Source organism: Sphingomonas sp. TX0543, assembly GCF_048565505.1.
Lineage (GTDB): Bacteria > Pseudomonadota > Alphaproteobacteria > Sphingomonadales > Sphingomonadaceae > Sphingomonas.
In genome coordinates, this window is sequence record NZ_JBLZUS010000002.1 from 1505493 (window position 1) to 1523856 (window position 18364).

16 protein-coding genes are annotated in these 18364 nt (G+C 63.3%); 8 read left to right on the forward strand and 8 right to left on the reverse strand.

Annotated elements, in window-relative coordinates:
• Positions 1-14: 14 nt before the first annotated feature.
• Positions 15-1355: an aromatic ring-hydroxylating oxygenase subunit alpha gene (locus ACM61V_RS07875; RefSeq protein WP_212742200.1), complete on the forward strand. Its 1341-nt coding sequence runs from the start codon at positions 15-17 to the stop codon at positions 1353-1355.
• A 52-nt stretch (positions 1356-1407) separates the two neighbouring features.
• Here the strand turns inward: ACM61V_RS07875 and ACM61V_RS07880 are convergent, their stop codons facing one another.
• The gene (locus tag ACM61V_RS07880; protein WP_137787304.1) at positions 1408-2427 is read right to left on the reverse strand and encodes an NADP-dependent oxidoreductase; all 1020 of its coding nucleotides are present in this window, start codon (positions 2425-2427) and stop codon (positions 1408-1410) included.
• A gap of 85 nt (positions 2428-2512) precedes the next feature.
• On the opposite strand from ACM61V_RS07880, the gene ACM61V_RS07885 reads away from it, so the two are divergent.
• The 5 genes from ACM61V_RS07885 to ACM61V_RS07905 are packed head-to-tail and all read left to right on the forward strand — an operon-like array spanning position 2513 to position 6250.
• Complete coding sequence (locus ACM61V_RS07885) at positions 2513-3898, forward strand: MFS transporter (RefSeq protein WP_419713927.1); 1386 nt, start codon at positions 2513-2515, stop codon at positions 3896-3898.
• A 13-nt stretch (positions 3899-3911) separates the two neighbouring features.
• Positions 3912-4259, forward strand: coding sequence for a putative quinol monooxygenase (locus tag ACM61V_RS07890; RefSeq protein ID WP_137787302.1), 348 nt, complete (start codon positions 3912-3914; stop codon positions 4257-4259).
• Positions 4259-4666 (forward strand): nuclear transport factor 2 family protein, encoded by a 408-nt coding sequence (locus tag ACM61V_RS07895; protein ID WP_137787301.1) that lies wholly within the window; start codon positions 4259-4261, stop codon positions 4664-4666. The genes ACM61V_RS07890 and ACM61V_RS07895 overlap by 1 nt, the downstream gene beginning before the upstream one ends.
• A complete protein-coding gene (locus tag ACM61V_RS07900; protein ID WP_137787300.1) occupies positions 4666-5442 on the forward strand; it encodes an SDR family NAD(P)-dependent oxidoreductase in 777 nt (258 codons plus the stop codon). Before ACM61V_RS07895 ends, ACM61V_RS07900 begins: the two co-directional genes overlap by 1 nt.
• 49 nt (positions 5443-5491) lie before the next feature.
• The gene (locus ACM61V_RS07905; RefSeq protein WP_137787299.1) at positions 5492-6250 is read left to right on the forward strand and encodes an SDR family NAD(P)-dependent oxidoreductase; all 759 of its coding nucleotides are present in this window, start codon (positions 5492-5494) and stop codon (positions 6248-6250) included.
• A gap of 12 nt (positions 6251-6262) precedes the next feature.
• Here the strand turns inward: ACM61V_RS07905 and ACM61V_RS07910 are convergent, their stop codons facing one another.
• The 4 genes from ACM61V_RS07910 to ACM61V_RS07925 form a co-directional block, all read right to left on the reverse strand.
• Positions 6263-6472 (reverse strand): SDR family oxidoreductase, encoded by a 210-nt coding sequence (locus ACM61V_RS07910; RefSeq protein ID WP_137787298.1) that lies wholly within the window; start codon positions 6470-6472, stop codon positions 6263-6265.
• Between the two features lie 217 nt (positions 6473-6689).
• Complete coding sequence (locus ACM61V_RS07915) at positions 6690-7508, reverse strand: ThuA domain-containing protein (RefSeq protein WP_137787297.1); 819 nt, start codon at positions 7506-7508, stop codon at positions 6690-6692.
• Positions 7509-7535: 27 nt separating this feature from the next.
• On the reverse strand, positions 7536-8195 hold the full coding sequence (locus tag ACM61V_RS07920) for a VOC family protein (RefSeq protein WP_137787296.1): 660 nt from the start codon (positions 8193-8195) through the stop codon (positions 7536-7538).
• A complete protein-coding gene (locus ACM61V_RS07925; RefSeq protein ID WP_137787295.1) occupies positions 8167-10488 on the reverse strand; it encodes a TonB-dependent receptor in 2322 nt (773 codons plus the stop codon). The genes ACM61V_RS07920 and ACM61V_RS07925 overlap by 29 nt, the downstream gene beginning before the upstream one ends.
• A 291-nt stretch (positions 10489-10779) precedes the next feature.
• On the opposite strand from ACM61V_RS07925, the gene ACM61V_RS07930 reads away from it, so the two are divergent.
• On the forward strand, positions 10780-11541 hold the full coding sequence (locus tag ACM61V_RS07930) for an SDR family NAD(P)-dependent oxidoreductase (RefSeq protein WP_137787294.1): 762 nt from the start codon (positions 10780-10782) through the stop codon (positions 11539-11541).
• Between the two features lie 174 nt (positions 11542-11715).
• On the opposite strand, the gene ACM61V_RS07935 is transcribed toward ACM61V_RS07930, so the two are convergent.
• The gene (locus ACM61V_RS07935) at positions 11716-14022 is read right to left on the reverse strand and encodes a TonB-dependent receptor (protein WP_137787293.1); all 2307 of its coding nucleotides are present in this window, start codon (positions 14020-14022) and stop codon (positions 11716-11718) included.
• Between the two features lie 388 nt (positions 14023-14410).
• On the opposite strand from ACM61V_RS07935, the gene ACM61V_RS07940 reads away from it, so the two are divergent.
• Positions 14411-15424: a LacI family DNA-binding transcriptional regulator gene (locus tag ACM61V_RS07940; RefSeq protein ID WP_249341594.1), complete on the forward strand. Its 1014-nt coding sequence runs from the start codon at positions 14411-14413 to the stop codon at positions 15422-15424.
• Here ACM61V_RS07940 and pgmB read toward each other — a convergent pair.
• Positions 15421-16089, reverse strand: a complete 669-nt coding sequence (pgmB, locus tag ACM61V_RS07945; protein WP_249341593.1) for a beta-phosphoglucomutase — start codon at positions 16087-16089, stop codon at positions 15421-15423. The two genes, ACM61V_RS07940 and pgmB, sit on opposite strands and share 4 nt — an antisense overlap.
• On the reverse strand, positions 16086-18260 hold the full coding sequence (locus tag ACM61V_RS07950) for a glycoside hydrolase family 65 protein (RefSeq protein ID WP_137787292.1): 2175 nt from the start codon (positions 18258-18260) through the stop codon (positions 16086-16088). Before ACM61V_RS07950 ends, pgmB begins: the two co-directional genes overlap by 4 nt.
• Positions 18261-18364 lie beyond the last annotated feature (104 nt).

The following is an 18364-nucleotide window of genomic DNA, read 5'->3' on the forward strand; positions in this document are numbered from 1 at the left end:
AGGAGGAAAAAGCCATGGCCACCGTCATCAACCGGCCCGAAGGCGATATCGCACGGGCGGACATGTCCAAATTCCGCGAGCCGGAATTCAGGAATACCGCGATAACGCCGGATCGCTATTATTCTCGCGAATGGGCCGCCCGCGAATGGGACAAGATCTGGACCAAGACCTGGCAGATCGCTGGCGTCATGGCGCAGCTTCAGAAGCAGGGCGACTGGCTGACCGCCGATTTCGGTCCCGAGACGATCGTCTGCGTGCGGGGCGAGGGCGATACGGTGCGAGCCTTCTATAACGTGTGCCAACATCGTGGGATGCCCGTGGTGGTGGGCCAGCAGGGGCATGCCAAGCGATTGGTGTGCCCATATCACGGCTGGGCCTATGATCTTGCCGGCAAGCTAAAGACGGTGCCCGACGAAGCTGACTTCATTCAGGGCTCGCCGTGCGGCAAGCTGAACATGGTAGAGGTGAAATGCGAAGTCTGGGCCGGCTTTGTCTGGATCAACATGGATAACAACGCGAAACCGTTGCGTGATTTCCTGGGGCCGATCGCCGCGCAGATCGATACCTATCCGATGGACAGGATGGTCCGCACGCACTGGATGACGATCGAGGGCAATTTCAACTGGAAGCTCATCCAGGACAATTTTAACGAGAGCTATCACGTGCCGTTCGTCCATCCGCAGACCAAATTCGTGATGGAATATTCACATCACCACTGCCAGTTCGACCTGTATGAAGAAGGCCATGCGCGGATGTTCATGCCTGGCGCCGGGCCGACCAAGCAGCTTCGCGGCGGCGAGAACGAGACGCTCGGCTATCTGAAACAGGAGCTGGAGTTCTGGGGGCTGGACCCGGATTCATTCCGGGGGGGCAAAACCGGTGAGATCCGCTCCGCGCTGCAAAAAGCCAAGCGCGAGAAGGGAGCGGAGAAGGGCTTCGACTTCTCGACCTATCATGACGATCAGCTTACCGACCACTGGCATTTCACGATCTTCCCGAACCTGTCGTTCAGCCTGAAGCCGGACGGAAACATCTGGCTGCGCGGTCGCCCGCACGAGAGCGATCCCGAGAAATGCTATTTCGATATGTGGTACATGACGCTCTTTCCCGAAGGCACCGAGCGCTATTATTCGCAGAGCATGGCCGAATGGGTCGATGTCTCGGTGCCGGCACCCCACGTTCAGGGCAAGGTCGGCGAGGTCGACATGGGGCCGGGAATCACCCAGGATGTAGAGGTGTGGGAAGTGCAGCAGCGCGGGCTTCACTCGCGCGGCTACAAGCGCGACTATCTTGCCTGGCAGGAGCGGCGCGTGCGCTATTTCCACGAAAATCTGGAAAAGTGGATGAGCGCCTGAATGCATGGCCTCGCCGTGCCGATCGGCGCGGCGAGGCCATCAATGAGAAGGATCAGGGTTCGCCGATCTGGAGGATCATCTTGCCCTCGTTCGTCCCCTCGAACAGGCGCAGGAACGCGGGCAGCGCATTCTCGATGCCGCGATCGATATGCTCGTCGAACCGCAGCTTGCCCTCCCGTATCCAGGCGGCCATCTGCGCGCCACCCTCCTCGAACCGGGCCAGATAATCCGAGACCAGGAAGCCACGGATCGACGCGCGGTGGACGATCAATTGCCACAGCTGGCGCGCGCCGATCTTCTCCGGCGAGTTATACTCGCTGATGAGGCCACACAGCGCGACGGTCGCATGAGTGGAAAGACAGGCCAGAGTCGCATCGAGGATGTCTCCACCGACATTCTCGAATACCAGATCGATGCCATCCGGCGCGGCGGCGCGGATTTCCGTTTCCAGTGTCACGCGATCCTTGCGGCGATAGTCGATGCCGACGTCGTATTTATAATCCCGCGTCAGCCGCGCCACCTTCTCCGGTCCTCCGGTGATCCCGATCGTGCGACAGCCAAGGATCTTGCCGATCTGCCCTACCAGCGAGCCGACCGCACCGGCGGCGCCCGACACCAGCAGAGTTTGCCCCGCTTTAGCGCCCAGCACGTCCACAACGCCGAAATAAGCCGTCATCCCGACCGCGCCGAGCACCGAGAGATAGTTGGAGGGGGACGGCACCGCATCGGGGTCGATCCGCCGCATGAAGCCGCCGGCCTGCGACAGCGAATATTCCTCGATCGCGCCGAGCCCGCTGACCCATGCTCCCTCTGGAAAGTCCGCGTTCTTCGAGGCTGCCACACGCCCCACGGTACTGGCACGTACCGCATCGCCCAGCGGAATCGGCGGCATGTAGGACGGTGCATCGTCAAGCCAGCCGCGCATCGCAGGGTCGAGCGAGGCGTAGATCGTGCGGACTACGAACTCACCGTCACCCGGAACCGGGACGGGCGCTTCCGCCAAACGGAAGTCCGCAGGGCCGGGCACGCCGTTCGGCCGGCGTTCGAGCAGGAAGCGGCGGTTGGTCGGCATCATCTTCTCCTTGTGTTGCGCAGCTAAATATATAACGCTGTGCATGTTATCGCGCATCAAGCGCGGACGATAGCGGGAGAGGGTGATGGAGGCGAGTGACGCCAGACACCACCGGCGGGTAATCGCGTTGATGGCGCTGACGAAGCTGATCCTGACGGCGGATTTCGCCATCGTGAGCCTGGCGCTACCGTCGATCGGGCGCGATCTAGGTGTCTCGCCCGCCACGTTGGGCTGGGTCGTTACCGCGAACACGCTGGCGCTGGCCGGGACGCTGATCGTCGGCGGCAAGCTGGTCGACCGCTACGGCCATCGCCGCGCGCTCACCGTCGGCCTGGCGCTGTTCGGGCTGGCGTCGCTGGCGGCGGGGCTCGCGCCTCATTTCGAACTCGTCCTGGCCGCCCGCGTTGCGCATGGGCTCGCAGTGGCGCTGCTCTCCCCCGGCGCGTTCGCGCTCATCACCGCCTTCCTGCCGGACGGGCCGATCCGTCATCGCGCGCTTGGCATATTCGGGATCACCCAAGGATTGTCGCTGATCGTCGGGCTGCTCGTTGGTGGCTGGATCGTTTCGACATTCGGATGGCGCGGCGCGTTCTTCGTGAACGTGCCGCTCGTCGGCATCGCATTGTCCATGACGCTGGCCTGGCTGCCGCGGGTCGCGACGACACGCGGCGAAGCGATCGACGGCGCGGGAGCGATCACCGCGACCGTCGCGATGACGCTGCTGGTCGGCGGTATCGCGCTGCTCGGGCGAATCGGGGTGGCGCCCACGACACTCGCGATGCTGGCCGGTGCGGGCGTGACGGTCGCGATGTTCGTCGCGATCGAGCGGCGTGTCGCTGCGCCGCTGGTGCCCGCGACCCTGGTGCGGCGACCGATGTTCGCGCTGTCGGCATTCACGCTCACGTTGTTCATGGCGGCTGTCGGCGGTCTTCTCGTCTTGTCACAGCTTTACATGCAGCGCGTACTGGGCTTCGCGCCGGCGTTGGCCGGTCTGGCAGCGATGCCCTACGCCCTCGCCGTGATCGCGGCGGGCCAACTCGCGCCGACCCTGCTTGCGCGTGTTACCGCGCGAAGGGCGGTGCTGGGGGCCGGACTGCTAAACCTTGCCGGATTGACGTGGCTCGCGATGTCCATGGGGCAGCCATATGCGACCAGCATCGCGCCCGGCATGGTCATCTGCGCGCTTGGCAGCGTCACAACCTTCATCGTGATGATGCAGGCCGCGACCGCGCCGCTCGCCCCGGGCGAACAGGGCGTGGGCACCGCATTGCTCTTCACCGCCCAGCAGGTCGGCACCGGTCTTGGCGCCACGGTGACCATGGTGCTGCTTGACCCGGGCACGAAGGTGCTGGCGGCCGACGATTTCACCATCCCCTTCCTGGCGCTGGCGGGCGGCATCGTCGTCGCGCTGGCCGCGGTGATATTCACCCGTCCGGCGATGGTGCGCGACGGACAACTTAAACAGACCTGACGAGGAGGAATACGTGCCGATCATCATCAATGCGGTTATCGATCTGGAGCCTGACGGCGCACAGCAGGCGCTGCTCGACGCACAGCCGCTGATCGAGGCATCGCGAGCGGAAGCGGGCTGCGTAGCCTATGACTGGTCGCTTGATCCTGCCAAGCCGGGGCGCGTTAACGTTTACGAGGAATGGGAAAGCGAGGATGCGCTCGCCAGCCACTTCCGCGATCCGAGTTATGCTGCGATGCGCGATCACGTCGGCAAATCCGGTCTGATCCAGGCGCGTTCGCAGAAATATCGCTGCGATGCGGTTGAGCAGGTCTATGACGCCACCGGCACGCCGCAGGCGTATTTCGCGAAGGTCATCTGATGCGCGGATTTACAGGCAGCGTGGCCGATCGCCTCGCCATTCGCGAGCGCATCGAATCGTATAACGATGCGGTATTCCGGCGCGATCTTGAGGATTATGCCGAATGCTGGGCCGCCGACGCGCACTGGCAGGTTGGCGAGCATCGCGCCGAAGGCCGACAGGCAATATCCGATCTGTGGGTGAAACTGATGGCCGGCTTCGAGTGCGCGGGTATGTATGTGGCGCACGGGGCGGTGTCGATCGACGGCGATAAGGCCACCGCCCGCAGTTACATGCTGGAGATGCTCAAGCAGACGGATGGAACCGAGCGGCTTGTATCCGGGCGTTACGACGATGATCTGCGCCGCGATGCCGATGGCGAATGGCGTTTCACATCGCGCGGCTACACCGTGCTTCAGGTACGCTGATGGAACGCTATCGCGGCAAAGTCGCGTTCGTTACCGGTGGCACGAGTGGCATCGGCGAGGCCACCGTGGCGCGCCTTCGGCGAGAAGGCGCACAGGTGGTTTTTACCGGGCGCAACGAGAATGCGGGCGCGCGGGTGTCGGATGAAACCGGCGCGATCTTCGTTCGCCACGCGGTGGAGGACACTGCTGGATGGGCCGGGGTGGAGCAGGCGCTTCGCGCGCTCGGCCGGCTCGATCTCGCCTTCGCCAATGCTGGCGTGGAGGGCGGGGATACCAATGTCGAGGATATCTCGCTTGCGGCCTGGAACGACATCATCGCGATCAACCTGACCGGCCCGATGCTCACCGCGCAGGCCGCGATCCGCATCATGCGCGACAATCCCGAGGGGCCAGGCGGTTCGATCGTCCTCAACAGCTCGATCAGCGGGATGCTGGGGCTGGCGGGCAATGTCGGATATACTACTTCCAAGGGTGGCGTCCGTCTGCTTGCCAAGTCGATTGCGATGCATTGCGCGGCGCACGGCTATCGCATCCGTTGCAACGCGATCCTTCCCGGCGTCGTCGCCACGGCGTTGATTGAAGGGGCCATTACCGGCGCGCCCGATCCGATTGCGGCGCGCACAATGCTCGAAGGCGTATCGCCGATGAAGCGGATGGCCACACTGGAGGAGATCGCCGGGCTGGTCGCGTATCTGGGATCGGACGATGCGGCGTTCGTGACCGGCGCCGATTATGTGATCGACGGCGGGGCGACCGCCGGGATGGTGGGCGTGTGAGGCCGCCTGCGTCTGATGATGATCCACACGACCGACTAAGGAGAGAAACATGGACCTGAAACTCAAGGGCCTGAAAGTGGTGCTGACCGGCGGCAGCCGCGGGACCGGGCGTGCGACGCTGGAATTGCTCGCGGCGGAAGGCTGCGACGTCGGCTTCTTCTCCCGCAACCGGGAACAGATCGACGATGCGGCAAAAGCCTATGCGCGGCATGGCGGCAAGGTGGTGGCGAGGCAGGGCGATCTTGCCGATCTCGATCGCTATCCCGCGTTGCTGGCCGAGATCGCTGACGAACTTGGCGGATGCGATATCTTCATCCCATCCGCCAGCGCGTCCGGCTCGAAGCTCGCGCAGGATTGGGACGCTTGCTACAAGATGGACGTGCTCGGAACCGTGCGCGGGTGCGAGGCGATGCTGCCCTATCTCGAAGAATCGAAAGCGGCGTCGATCGTAATCCTCGCCAGTATCGCGGCGACGGAAACCTTCTTCGCGCCGAACGCCTTCAACGCCATCAAGGCCGCGTTGCTCACCTATTCGGGTCAGCTTAGCCAGGCGTGGGGCCCGAAGGGAATTCGTGTCAACGCGGTATCGCCCGGGCCGGTTTGGTTCGAGGGAGGCAATTGGGACGACATCCGGAAAGGCGCGCCGGACATGTACAAGTCGTTCGAGGAGGCGACAGCCGTAAAGCGGCTTGGCGAGACTGCCGATGTGGCGAACGCGATCGCCTTTCTCGCCAGCCCGGCGGCGGCGTGGATCACGGGCACCAACCTGATCGTCGATGGTGGCTATACCAAGCGCGTCCAGTTCTGACGCCCGTTTGGGCTACGGTGCGGCCATTGCCGCACCGTCCGCCATTATCCCGCCGCCGGTGATGAAGCGCGCAGCGTCGCTCATCAGGGAGGCGATGACGTCGGCGATATCCTTCGGCCTGCGCAGCCGCCCGAGCGCGGCTTTCTGCCCCCGGAATGCGGCATCGGCTGGGTTGGCGGTGAAGGCGGCCCCGATATTCTCCGGGCCCCGATCCCCGCGCATAGCGCCATCCCGTCTAACGGACCCATCGCCTCGATCGCGCCGTTAATGATCCGCTCCGCTGCATCGGCCTCGGTGACGTTCAGTGAGATAACTACCGCACCGTGCCCGATCCACGCCGAATACCTTGGCACCGTCCGTCTCAAGCCGCGCAATCGTCGTCGCAGAATTTCCGAACCTGCGCCTTTGACAAGTATATGGCGCCCGGCCAGCCGCATGCTCACTTTGCCCACTCCCGGGCGGCTGGCGATGAGACCCAGCGAACCGCATTCTCGACGAGCTTTCGATATACCGGATTGTCGTACGTCACTTTATCGTCGCCAGGTTGAAGATAGACTAGCGGGCTGTTACGCGCGCGCTTCGCCCAGCCGATCAGGTTTGAGCCGTCGGGATGTTCCCATCCTTCATTCGAGAACATGCGGCCCTCGATCGCGGCGGTCGCGGAGTAGAAATTGTCGCGAGCAAAGGCGTGTCGGGCGCGCAACAACGGCACCACATCGTCCTCGAACACCTCGCCCAGATATAGTTCGTCGACCATGGGGAAGGTCGCCGGAATGTCGGCAAGGACAGGGTGATCCGGCGTGACGACCTCAGCGGTATAATCGACTTGATGTCGATAGCCGGAATCTGCTCGCTGCTGACCACGCAAGATGCCCGACCGATACAGGAATGTGCCACCGAGCAATTCGCCGTATTCTGGCCAGCCCGGCCAGCCGGCAAGCGCGTGGTGAAGCGCGAGTACCCCTATGCCGCGGTCGAGCATCGCGGTGAAATTCTCTACGAATCCCGGGGGAGGGGAAACAGGCGCCGCGCGCGGCTCGGCGACGAAGTCGAGGCCGGGCATGTCATACAGCACTAGCGCGTCGAACGCCTCGATCAGATCGGGCCGCATCATATGCGCGGCCGCTGGTTGGTCGACGAATGTCGCGGCGATCCCGGGCATATCATCGAAAAGCGCTGCGAAGGCGTTCCGATCGAACGGGTGACCGCGAACCGCGACTAACAGGCGGATAGCTGCGTGATAATCGATCGTGGTCATTTCTGGTCCCGGTTCCGCCCGTCGCGATCAATCATATCGACTCCAAGGAACGATCAGGTCCTGCCCGTCCCAGTTCTGTGCTGCATTTCGCGCGGTGCGATACATTGCGCGGATGATTTCATTTTCCGGGTATAGCTCGATCATGTGACCATGCGTCGCACGCGCGGCGACATAGCAGATCTGCTCGCCGAAGCCCGTTATAAACTCACTGGCGATCGAATATCCGGCGGCGATCCACTTATCACGCGCAGCGCCGTAATCGGAGCAAAATACCGCGCTGTGATGAAAGCCTTCGGCGCCTTCTGCGAACATGTCGTTGAACGCGTCGGGCCCGCGGGAGAGGATTTGGATCAGTTCGAGGTTCAGATCACCCGACTGGGCGAACACCCCTCTGATAATGATCGGAGTAGTCCTTATTCCGCGGTAGATGTGATTATCGAGCGTGTTCTCTCCGCCGCCGACGAAGGGGCCTATTCCGTATAGCCCATGCATTCGAGCGCATGCCGCCTTCAGGTCGTGGACGACATAGCAATTCTGAACTATCGCGGCTTCGTCTGGGGCTTTCGTCATAGTCTGTCTCGTGTCGAACGACCGGCAGACGGCCGGCGCGCCCCCTTTTCCGCGCCGTCTGTCCACCGATCGCTCCCCGGTCAGCTCATTAGAAGCTGAAGCCGAGTTCGATACCATATGTCCGCGGTTCGCGGGCGTTGGGCGACTTGAACAGGCCCGGAACGATCGTGTTGGCCGCGATCCCGCGCTTGTCCAGTATGTTGCGCATATAGAGGTTAATCCGCGGCTTGAAGTTGCCGGTGCCAAGATCGGGCTCAAGCGCAACGCTCATGTCCCACTGATCCAGCGGTCGCGTTCGGCTGGCGACGACGTTGAGTGTCGGCGCAGCCGGGTTAGGGTTGGAGGGATCAGGCGTGATTGCGGTGAAATAGGTCGAGATATGGCGGTAGTTGGTGGATAGAGTGATGTCGCCGATCGCTGTCGGGGCGGTGTATGATCCGCCAACCGATCCGGTGAAGCTCGGGTTGAACGTAAGGCTGAGGCCCGAGAAGTCGATCGGGGTCAACGTCAACGGGTTGAGCGTCAGAAAGTCATTGTAGTTCGACTTCAGGAAACCGACGGAGCCGTTCAGCGACAGGCCCCGGACAGGGCGTGCCGTGAAGTCCGCCTCGATCCCCTTGATCGATGCAGAGGCGACGTTCGCCACCACAGTTTCGCTCGCGTTCGGCGATCCCGGTGGCGTGCGGCGGATGATCGATTCCTGCTTATTGTCATATTTGGTCTTGAACGCCGCGATGTTGAACGAGAGCTTGCGGTCGAAGAACTGCGTCTTGATGCCGCCTTCGTAGCTGTCCACCGTCTCCGGATCGTAGGATTGCTGCGACGTGGCGACTGAAGTGGCTCGCCCGTTGAATCCGCCCGCGCGATAACCGCGCGAATAGGAGGCATAGAACATCACCTGTTCATTGGGGCGATAGTCGACTGAAATCTTTGGTGTGAACTTGCTCCAGTCCTTGCTCGCCGAAACGTCGAACGCGCCGGGGAAACGGTTGCGGAACGTTTTGGAGTCTTTCGTGTATCGACCGCCGACAGTCACGCGGAAGTGATCGGCAAAGGCCCAGTTGGCGTCAAGATACGCCGCATATGATTTCGAGTTTTGTTCTGCGAACTGATTGGCTGTGGTGCCGCCTAAGATCGGGCCGAGGAAGGTGGTCTGGTGATTGGTATAGCGATTATCGAAATAATAAAGGCCGGACACGAAATCGAACGTTTCGCTAACTTTTGCGGAAACGCGCAACTCTTGCGAGAACTGCCGATAAAATTGGTCACGTATCGTTTCATATAGCTGCGCCGACGTGCCGTCGAAATCCTGGTAGAAGGATTCGTTGCTCTTGCGCCAGCCGGTGATCGACGTGAGCTTCACATCGTCGCTGACGTTCCAATTCATCTCCAGCGTAGCTGCCGGAGATGAATAGCGCGTCGGATTATCGAACTCGGTGAAGGTGGTATATAGATCAGTAGTTAGGTTGCGATTGCACTGATTGGCGGGCGCGACGAGGCAGACGAGATCGCCGGTCGTGCTACCGGAAGAATTGACGGTGTGCCCGCGTTGGGTCTGTTTCTCGACTGTAAGCAACGCTTCGAAATTCGGTGCTGGCGTGAAAAGGAAAGCGGCGCCGAAATTGTCCGAAGTTATGCCCGGTTCGCTGCGCTTGAAGGTTACGTTGTAGTAATAGCCGTCGCTGTGGGTGTGCTGCTCGAACAGCTTCACCGCCAGCACATCCTTGATGATCGGCACGTTCAGCACGCCCTTCGCCTGGAACAGCCCGTAATTGCCGAACGTGACTTCACCCTTGCCGCCGAACTCGCCCGTCGGGCGCGTGCGACGGATGTTGATGACGCCGCCGATCGTGTTGCGGCCGAAGAGCGTGCCTTGCGGTCCGCGCAGAACTTCAAGGCTGCCGATATCGAAGAAATCGAGCAACTGCCCTGTGTTCGTGCCGATGAAGACGCCATCGACCAGCACGCCGACGGCGGGGTCAAACGACTTTTCGATATCGGCGAAGACGACACCGCGGATCGCGATCGCGGCGGCCGAGGCGCCCGCCCCGACCTGCTGGATCACGAGATTGGGGATCGAGCCGCTGACATCCTGGATCGTCAGCGCGTTGGTATTTTCCAGCTGCGTCGGCGAGATCGCGCTGACGGAGAGGGGGGTCGTCGCCAGCGTTTCGGAGCGCTGACGCGCGGTGACGATGACGTCGCCCGGCTCATTCGCCGCCGCCAAAGGTTGCGCGGCGGCAACGCTATCGGCCGGGGGAGGCGCCGCCGTCTGTGCCAAGGCGGCGGGCGTCAGCGCCAGCACTAGCGGCGCCGCCGCGCAGAGGAGTAATCCGCGTGCCGCGCGGCCGGAAATGTCATTGGATTTCGACAGGCAAAAGCCCGCCTGCCCCATACGCAGTATGGCCATGTTCCCCTCCCTAAAAGCAGATCTTTCAGTCTGATTGCGCGGGGGTTAACGTTTTTATCGCACGCATGTCAATTTCTATTTGGGATCGTGCGATCACGTCGATCGGGGCATTGCGAAAAACACCTCATTGCGTCGCGAGCCCGGAGATTTATGATGTTCGTGATATAATCATGTTGCTCGGCATTCCACGCGGCTGAGCAGGATCAGAAAGGGCGGGGTGCGGCGACGGTGGCGTTTTCGTGTTCGAAACATCGACCACCGCATCTGGGCTTATCGGAGGGGAGATTGACGATGACGGGACGGGTCGAGGGCAAAGTGGCGCTGGTAACCGGCGCCGGTTCGGTCGGGGGGATCGGCCAGGCCATCGCCCGGCGTCTGTCGCAGGAAGGGGCGATCGTCTATCTCGGCGACGTGGACGAGGTGGGCGCGCGGGCGCGGGCGGCCGAAATCGGCGAGAACGCGGTCGGACTTGCGCATGATGCCACCTCCGAAACCGGGTGGGCCGATGCGGTGCGCCGCATTGTCGATGATCGCGGGCGGCTGGACATTCTGGTCAACAACGCGGGCGTGGCGATCCTTTATCCGATCGAGGAAATGTCGCTGGAGCGCTTTTCCAGACAGATGGAGGTCAACATGACGAGCGCCTTCCTGGGCATGCGCGAGGCGGTCGCCGCAATGCGAGAGGCCGGGAACGGCGGGTCGATCGTCAACATCTCGTCGGTCGGCGGGATCGTCGGTCTCGCGCGGACGCATGCTTATGGCGCGAGCAAGGCTGGGGTGCGCCTGTTCGGCAAGGCGCTGGCAATGGAGACGGCCAGGGACGGCATCCGCGTCAACAGCGTCCATCCCGGCATGATCGAAACCGCGATGACGGCGCCTCTCGCCGCGCCCGATCCCGAAGAGCAGCGCCAGCGGGTAGCGACGATGGTGCCGATGGCACGGATGGGCAAGCCGGAAGAGATCGCAAACTGCGTGCTTTTTCTCGCGTCGGACGAGGCTAGTTATGTGACCGGCGCCGAGTTCGTCGTCGATGGCGGGATGACGGCGCAGTGAGGTTAGCGCGCGGGCGGCCCGGCACTAACGATGGCCCGGAGGCGCTTGCTCGAACACGGATGACCCGACGAATTCTGTCCGCAGGCGCGATTCCGCTGTCCGCTGCGGCAGCGAGCCCTCGATCGGTCGTCGCTTACGAGACAGGGCCGGGCGCGCCACCCGGCCCTTGAGCAATCAGAACGCGTAGCCGACGGTTACCCGATATGACCGGCCGAAAATGGGGCGCACATCGGGGATGGCGGCACCCGGCCCGGCCAGGAAGCGCGGATTTCCTTCGGTCAGGCCGTGTGAGTTGGTGAGATTGTCGCCGGCGATCTGAAGCGTGAAGCCATCGACCCGCGCCTTCAGGCCGGCGCTCAGCGTCTGATAGGCGGGCAGCGCCTGCAGGTTCAGGAGGTCGCTGTAGCGCTTACCGATCGCCTCGAACGTGCCGTAGAGGGTGATATCCGACGTGTCGGAAGCGGTAAGCGTGTAAGTCGGCGTGACGCGCACCTGATACGAGGGGATACGCTGCGCACGCTTGCCATCGAACGCCGGGATCGCCGGTGTGTGCGTGCTCGCATCCTCCAGCACCGCATTGCCGACCACGCCGAAGCCGCTGGCATGTTGCCAGGAGGCATCGAATTCCACGCCCTTGGTTCGGGAACCGGCGATCTGCGGCGGCACGCCGACATCGTTATATACCGCGCCTTCCACCTCGTCGTAGAAGCCGGTCAGCGCGAGCGAAAGGCCGCGATCGCGATACTTCACGCCGCCTTCGTACGACCGAACGCTCCAGTTCAGGTCGAGCCGTGGGCCAGTGTTGCCAAGCTGCGAACGAACGTCGTCGAACGAGGGGGAGTGATAACCCTGGGAAACGCGCGCATAGACATCCAGCGTGCTGGTCGCGCGATAGTTGAGGCCCACCGTCCACGGGGTAGCCTGCCGCTCGATGCGGGCATAATCGGGAAGGCCGTTGCCCTGGATGTTGAACTTGATGTTCGTCCACTGATGCCTCACGCCGGCATCGATGCGCAGCGCGTCGGTGATGTTGAGTGAGTCGGACAGGTAGATCGCGTTGACGTCTGCCCGCCCGTAATCCGCGATCGCAAAGCTGCTGAGCGGGCCGTTATCCAGATCGACGAGATCGCGAGAGCCGCCGACCTGCATCCAGCGGTTCGCGCCCAGGCTCCACGCGTCGGTGGAGGAGAAGTGTGAGAAGTAATATCCCAGATTGAGCGTGTTGGCGCCGCTCTTGAAGGTCACCACCGCCTCGTTCGAGATGTTGCGGAGCTTCTTTTCCACCACCCAGGCGCCGAACTGCTGCACATAGTCGGTCGGGGCGAGGGTTTGACCGGTGTTGATGGTGTGCACCGCCGTCTGGCCCGGATTGCCCGAGGAGGCGAGCGCCGTCGCCACCGTCACCGCACCGGCACCGGCGGGCACGAGGCCCATCGTCTGCAGCGTGCCACTGGAGAATCCGAAGCGGTCGGCAAAGGAGAGGCCGCCGCCGAAATCGTAATTCAGGTTGACCCCGGAGACGACGCCCTTCCAGCCGCGCCCGCCGTTCAAATCCACATTCTGGGTGGCGCCGCTGCCGGCGCTGCCCGGAACGATGATCGTCGCATAGCGCGAATACTGGCTGAGCTGGTTGTACGTGCCCAGGTCGACGCCCGGAACGCCCGCGGCGAACGGCAGGAACCATTCGCCATGATCGTCGGTGTAGCGGGCGAACACGTTGATGCTGCCTCGGTCGAACTTGTGGGTGACGTTGGCGGTGATCTGCCCGCCCTTCTCGGTGTCGAAGCCTGCGCGCCGCACCGTGTCGCCACGAGAGAGGTAACCACCGACCATATAATATGTGTCAGTCGCGATCTTGCCGCTCAGATAGCCGTCGACCCGATAGGCGCTGTAATCGGTGACGGAAGCGCTGAGGCTGCCGTGCATCTGCTCGCCTCCCTCACGCAGCCGCAGGTTGGTGGTGAGGCCTGGCTGACCGTCCGAGAACAATGATCCCGGACCGCCGTTCACGCCTTCGATTCCCTCGATCGTGTCGTCGATGCGAACCATGCCGGTCTGGTCCATGAACGACAGGCTGCTGGCGCCGTACACCGGAATGCCGTTGAACTGCATCGTGACGAACGGCGCGTCGCCGGTGCTGGGGATGCCGCGCACGAAGACGTTCGAGGTGCCGACGCCGCCCGAGCTTTCGACCCAGACGCCCGGGATCGATTTCAGCACATCGCCTGCGCTTTTCGGCGCCTGCAGCTTGATGTCGTCGGCGGATATGGTGGTGATCGAATAGCCCGCCTCGAGCTTGTTGATCCCGCTGCCAGCCGGGCGGCCGGTGACGACGATGTCGTCCATAGCGGCAGAATTTCCGGCGTCCTGCGCCGCGACCGGGGCCGTCGTCGCGTCCTGTGCCGATGCTCCGTTGGCAAGGACCATCGCGACGGCGAAGCCCGAAACGGCGATGAATTTACGATGGCGCGACGACGTCATATTCCTCTCCTGCGGCGGACGCATCCTTTTCGACACGCGTCCTGGCACAGGATCTACGCCTCACTGAATTGCATTTCAATAAAATGTTGCAACTCCATTACCTGAAGATAAGCATTATATAACAAATAGTTATATATTTTACATCGGCGAGATGCGTTGCTCCGATGCAACACTGCGGATGAAACCAATGCGGCGGCCCCTCGTCAGAGAGTGCGTTTCGCAATCGTCGACACGCACGGAAACCGCGCATCGGCGCGCCTTGACGTTGCGCCGACGGCCTTCCCCAGCCTACCCTCACGTGCAAAGTGGCAAGCGGCCACGGCGGCGGTGATCGCGAAACCGGTTTCAACGGCTTCGGCGTGAGCCCCCGCTATCGGGAGTGAGAATATTGACGCGTCGGCGCGGCATGGACGTGAATATGGGCGATATCGCCCGGCTGGCGAACGTCTCCAAGCCTACGGTGTCGCGCGTCCTGAACAACAGCCCGCTGGTCAACGAGGAAACGCGAGAGCGCGTGCTGCGCGTCGCGCGCGAAAATGGCTATGCGATCAACCGGAACGCGCAGAAGCTGCGGCAGGCGCGCAACGATACGATCGCCGTGGTGCTGGACCTTGCCTCGCATCGCGCCGGCCGCATCGCTGATCCGTTCATCTTCGAGTTACTGGCGGGCGTGTCGGAGGCGCTGTCGGTGCGCAATCAGGATCTGCTGCTGTCGCCGCCCAATCTTACGGATGCGCAGAGCCATATCGACCTTGTCAGTTCGCGGGTTGCGGACGGGTTCATATTCCTCGGCCAGGGTGCGAGAGGGCTGATGCTGCGTGACCTGGCGCGCGCTGGCGCACCGTTCGTGGTATGGGGCGGCGTCGATCCGGCCGAGCCTTATTGCGCGGTCGGCAGCGACAACCGTCTTGGCGGCAGACTGGCGGGCGAGTTATTCGTCGAGCGTGGCGCACGTCGCTGGATGTTCGTCGGCAACACCGCTCATACCGAGATCGAGATGCGTCTGGCCGGCCTGCGTGAAATCGCCGCCGATCATCCCGGCGTCACGCTCGAGCATCTGGCGGCGGAGCAGATGGCCTATGCCTCAACCTTTCAAGGCGTAGCGCAGCGGCTGCGCGACAAGGCGCCACCGCCGGATGCGGTGTTCGCTTTTTCGGACACGGCCGCGATGGCTGTCATTGCCGCCTTTCGCGAAATCGGGCTTGAGGCCGCACGCGATTATTCGCTGTGCGGCTATAACGACATCCCGCCTGCGGCGCATTTTACACCCGCGATCACCACCATCGAACAGGAAACGCATCTGGCGGGAGCGCTGCTGGTGGAAAAACTGATGCAGATACTCGAGGGAGGAAAGCCGAGGTCGAGCGTCCTGCCGACCCGGCTGATCGTCCGCGAAACCTAGGCGCCTTCCGGCGCCAACCGCAGCACCGCCGCGAAATCGACGGCTGCCGTCGACTCATAGACCCGGTCGGCAGCGGCGAGAACGATCGGATCGCCAATCCCGACCGCCGTCATGCCGGCGGCTTTGATCGCGGCGACCCCTGCGGCGGCATCCTCGAAGCCGACACAGGCCGCAGCCGGCGTGGTCAGCGCGTCGGCGCATGCCAGGAAGATATCCGGTGCAGGCTTGGACAGGGCGATCGCGGCCGCGTCGGCCACGAAATCGAACGCGTCGAGCAGCCCCACGCGCGCGAGCACCGCGGTCGCGTTGCGGCTGGCAGACGCCACCGCCAGCGCCAATCCTGCGCCGCGTGCAGCCGTCAGCAGCGCACGCGCGCCAGGCAACACATCGTTTCGGCCCATTGTTTCAAGCGCTTCGAGGTAAAAGCCGTTCTTGCGCGCGGCGAGCTCGTCCTTTTCGGTCGCCGTGCGCGTTATTCCGCCCAGCGCCAGGATATGGTCGAGCGATCCCATGCGATCGACGCCTTTCAGCGCCTCATTCTCATGCTCGGTGAACGGAACGCCAAGTTCGTCCGCGATCCTTTTCCACGCGACGAAGTGCAGCCTGGCGCTATCCACCAACACGCCGTCCAGATCGAAGATCGCCGCCCGAAATGCCACCGTCACGCCGCGTCCGCCGGTGTGACGATATCTTCCCCACGACAGCGTACCGCGACGGCGGTGTCGCCACGCACCGTTGCGCGCGCGTGTCGCCCGGAAACACTCACCTCGATCCGCGCACCGCGAAACGCCACGGTAAAAGCATAGCTCGCCAACCCCGGAATCTCGATCGGATCGAACGTCAGCGCGTCGCCGTCGATACGCATTCCCGCAAACCCCATCGCCAGCGCGCTCCAGCTTCCCGCGAGTGCCGCCATGTGCAATCCGTGATCGGCATTGCCGAAGAGATCGGACAGGTCGGTCAAGGCCGCGACCCGCCAATAATGCGCTGCCCGCGCACCATCGCCGACCCGCGCCGCAGCCGTGGCGAACGCGCTGGCCGAGAGCGTCGAATCATGCACGGTCGTCGCCTCGTAGATATCGAGCATCCGGCGCCCCGCGTCGGCACCGAACGCTTCCGGCATCAACGCCAGCGCGAGCACCGCATCCGCCTGTTTCGATACGCGGTGACGATAGATGGTCAGCGGATGGAAATGCATCAGCAGCGGATAGGCGCTCGCGGGCGTCTGCGCATATGGCCAGGGTTGCAGGGCAAAGAACGCATCGTCCTGCGCGTGAACCTGCCTTTGCTCGTCGTATGGCAGCCACATCTTTTCCGCCGCGCGGATCATCCGCGCCGCCTCCGATGCGTCGATCAGCCCGGCAGCTTCGCCCTCGCGCGCGGCGAAGCGCAGGTGCCGCGCGGCCATCATGTTGGTATAGAGGTTGTTGTTGACGATCGCCGAATATTCATCCGGCCCGGTCACCCGGTTGATGACGAATGCGCCGTCGCGCGCCGGATCGTGGAAGCCGATCTGCAGCCATATCCGTGCCGTTTCCACCAGCAGCGCCGCGCCGCCGGCCGCCAGGATCGTGCGGTCTCCGCTGGCCGCGACATAGGTTTCCAGCGCGAAGGCGATATCCGCGTTGATGTGATATTGCGCCGATCCCGCCGGGAAGAAGGACGAGCATTCGTGCCCGCCGATCGTTCGCCAGGGATAGAGCGCGCCCGCCGTCTGACCCATTGCCCGCGCGTTGTCCCGCGCGGCATCCAGCCCGGAAATCCGCCATGCCAGCATCGCGCGCGCGATCTCCGGCCGGGTGAAGGCGAACACCGGCAGGACGTAAAGATCGGCATCCCAGAAGACATGCCCCTCATAGCCTTCGCCGGTCTGCCCCTTGGCCCCGATCGAGGTCTTGCCGTCGCGCCCCGCCGCCATCACCAGTTCCGCCAATGCGAACCGGATCGCCAGCGACGCCTTGGGATCGGCCGGGACCGCGACATCGCAGTCGGCCCAGAAACCAGCGAACCAGCGCTCGTGCTCGGCCAGGATCGCATCGTATCCGTCGGCGCTCGCGCACCGGATGGCCTCGATCGCGCCGCTTTCCGGATCGGCATCGCGCAGGGCGTGATAGCTCGATACGAAATCAATCTGCACATCGTCGCCGATGGAGCGTCGATCGATCAGCTTCATCGCCGCCGCCACAAGGAAACCGCTGCGATCAAGTCGATCGACGCGCAGCGCCAGCCCAGCCTCGTCGTGCACTTTCTGCTCGATCCACGGACTGCGCTTCAGCGCGGGTGCGATCCGTGGGTCATAGACCGCATCGGCGGGCGGCGGCGCCGGCTCGCCAGCACCGGGCGGCGGCGCGACACAGGGCAGCGCCGTCACCTGATGGCCCGCAGTGTGGCGAACACGGGTGAGCACCAGCCCCTGGCGGGTCACCGACGCGAACTGCTCGATCGTGATCGTCGCGCCGTCGACGGCGATCGTCTCGGTTCGCAGTCCCCGTGAAAGATCCAGCGCCACCTTGTCCGCCGCGCGCCGGGGCGAGCCGTCGATCAGGATCGCCGGCCGTGTCGCATCGGCCACCGCCAGCCGCATGTCGCTCTCGCGCGCGAAGCCGTGCGCCGCTTCGTGATAGGCTATGGGCACCCGCTCATAGACGCCATTGAGATACACTCGTGGATCGCCCGGCGCGTCCCCCGGACCGCGCACGCCGACGAATCCGTTGCCGATCGAGAAAATCGCCGCGACATGGCCGGGGCGCTCGCGCTCGGCTATTGCGGAAAGATGCCAGCCGTCGTCAGCGAACCGGAGCGACGCGAATGACGTTTCCGGTAATGATCGCGCCACTGCATTGCTCTCCGCAAGATGGCGACCGTTCGCCCGATTTGCTTATGATATGCATTTCATAATAGGAAATGGTCAAGACATAGTCCGGGCAATCCGGGCAGGGG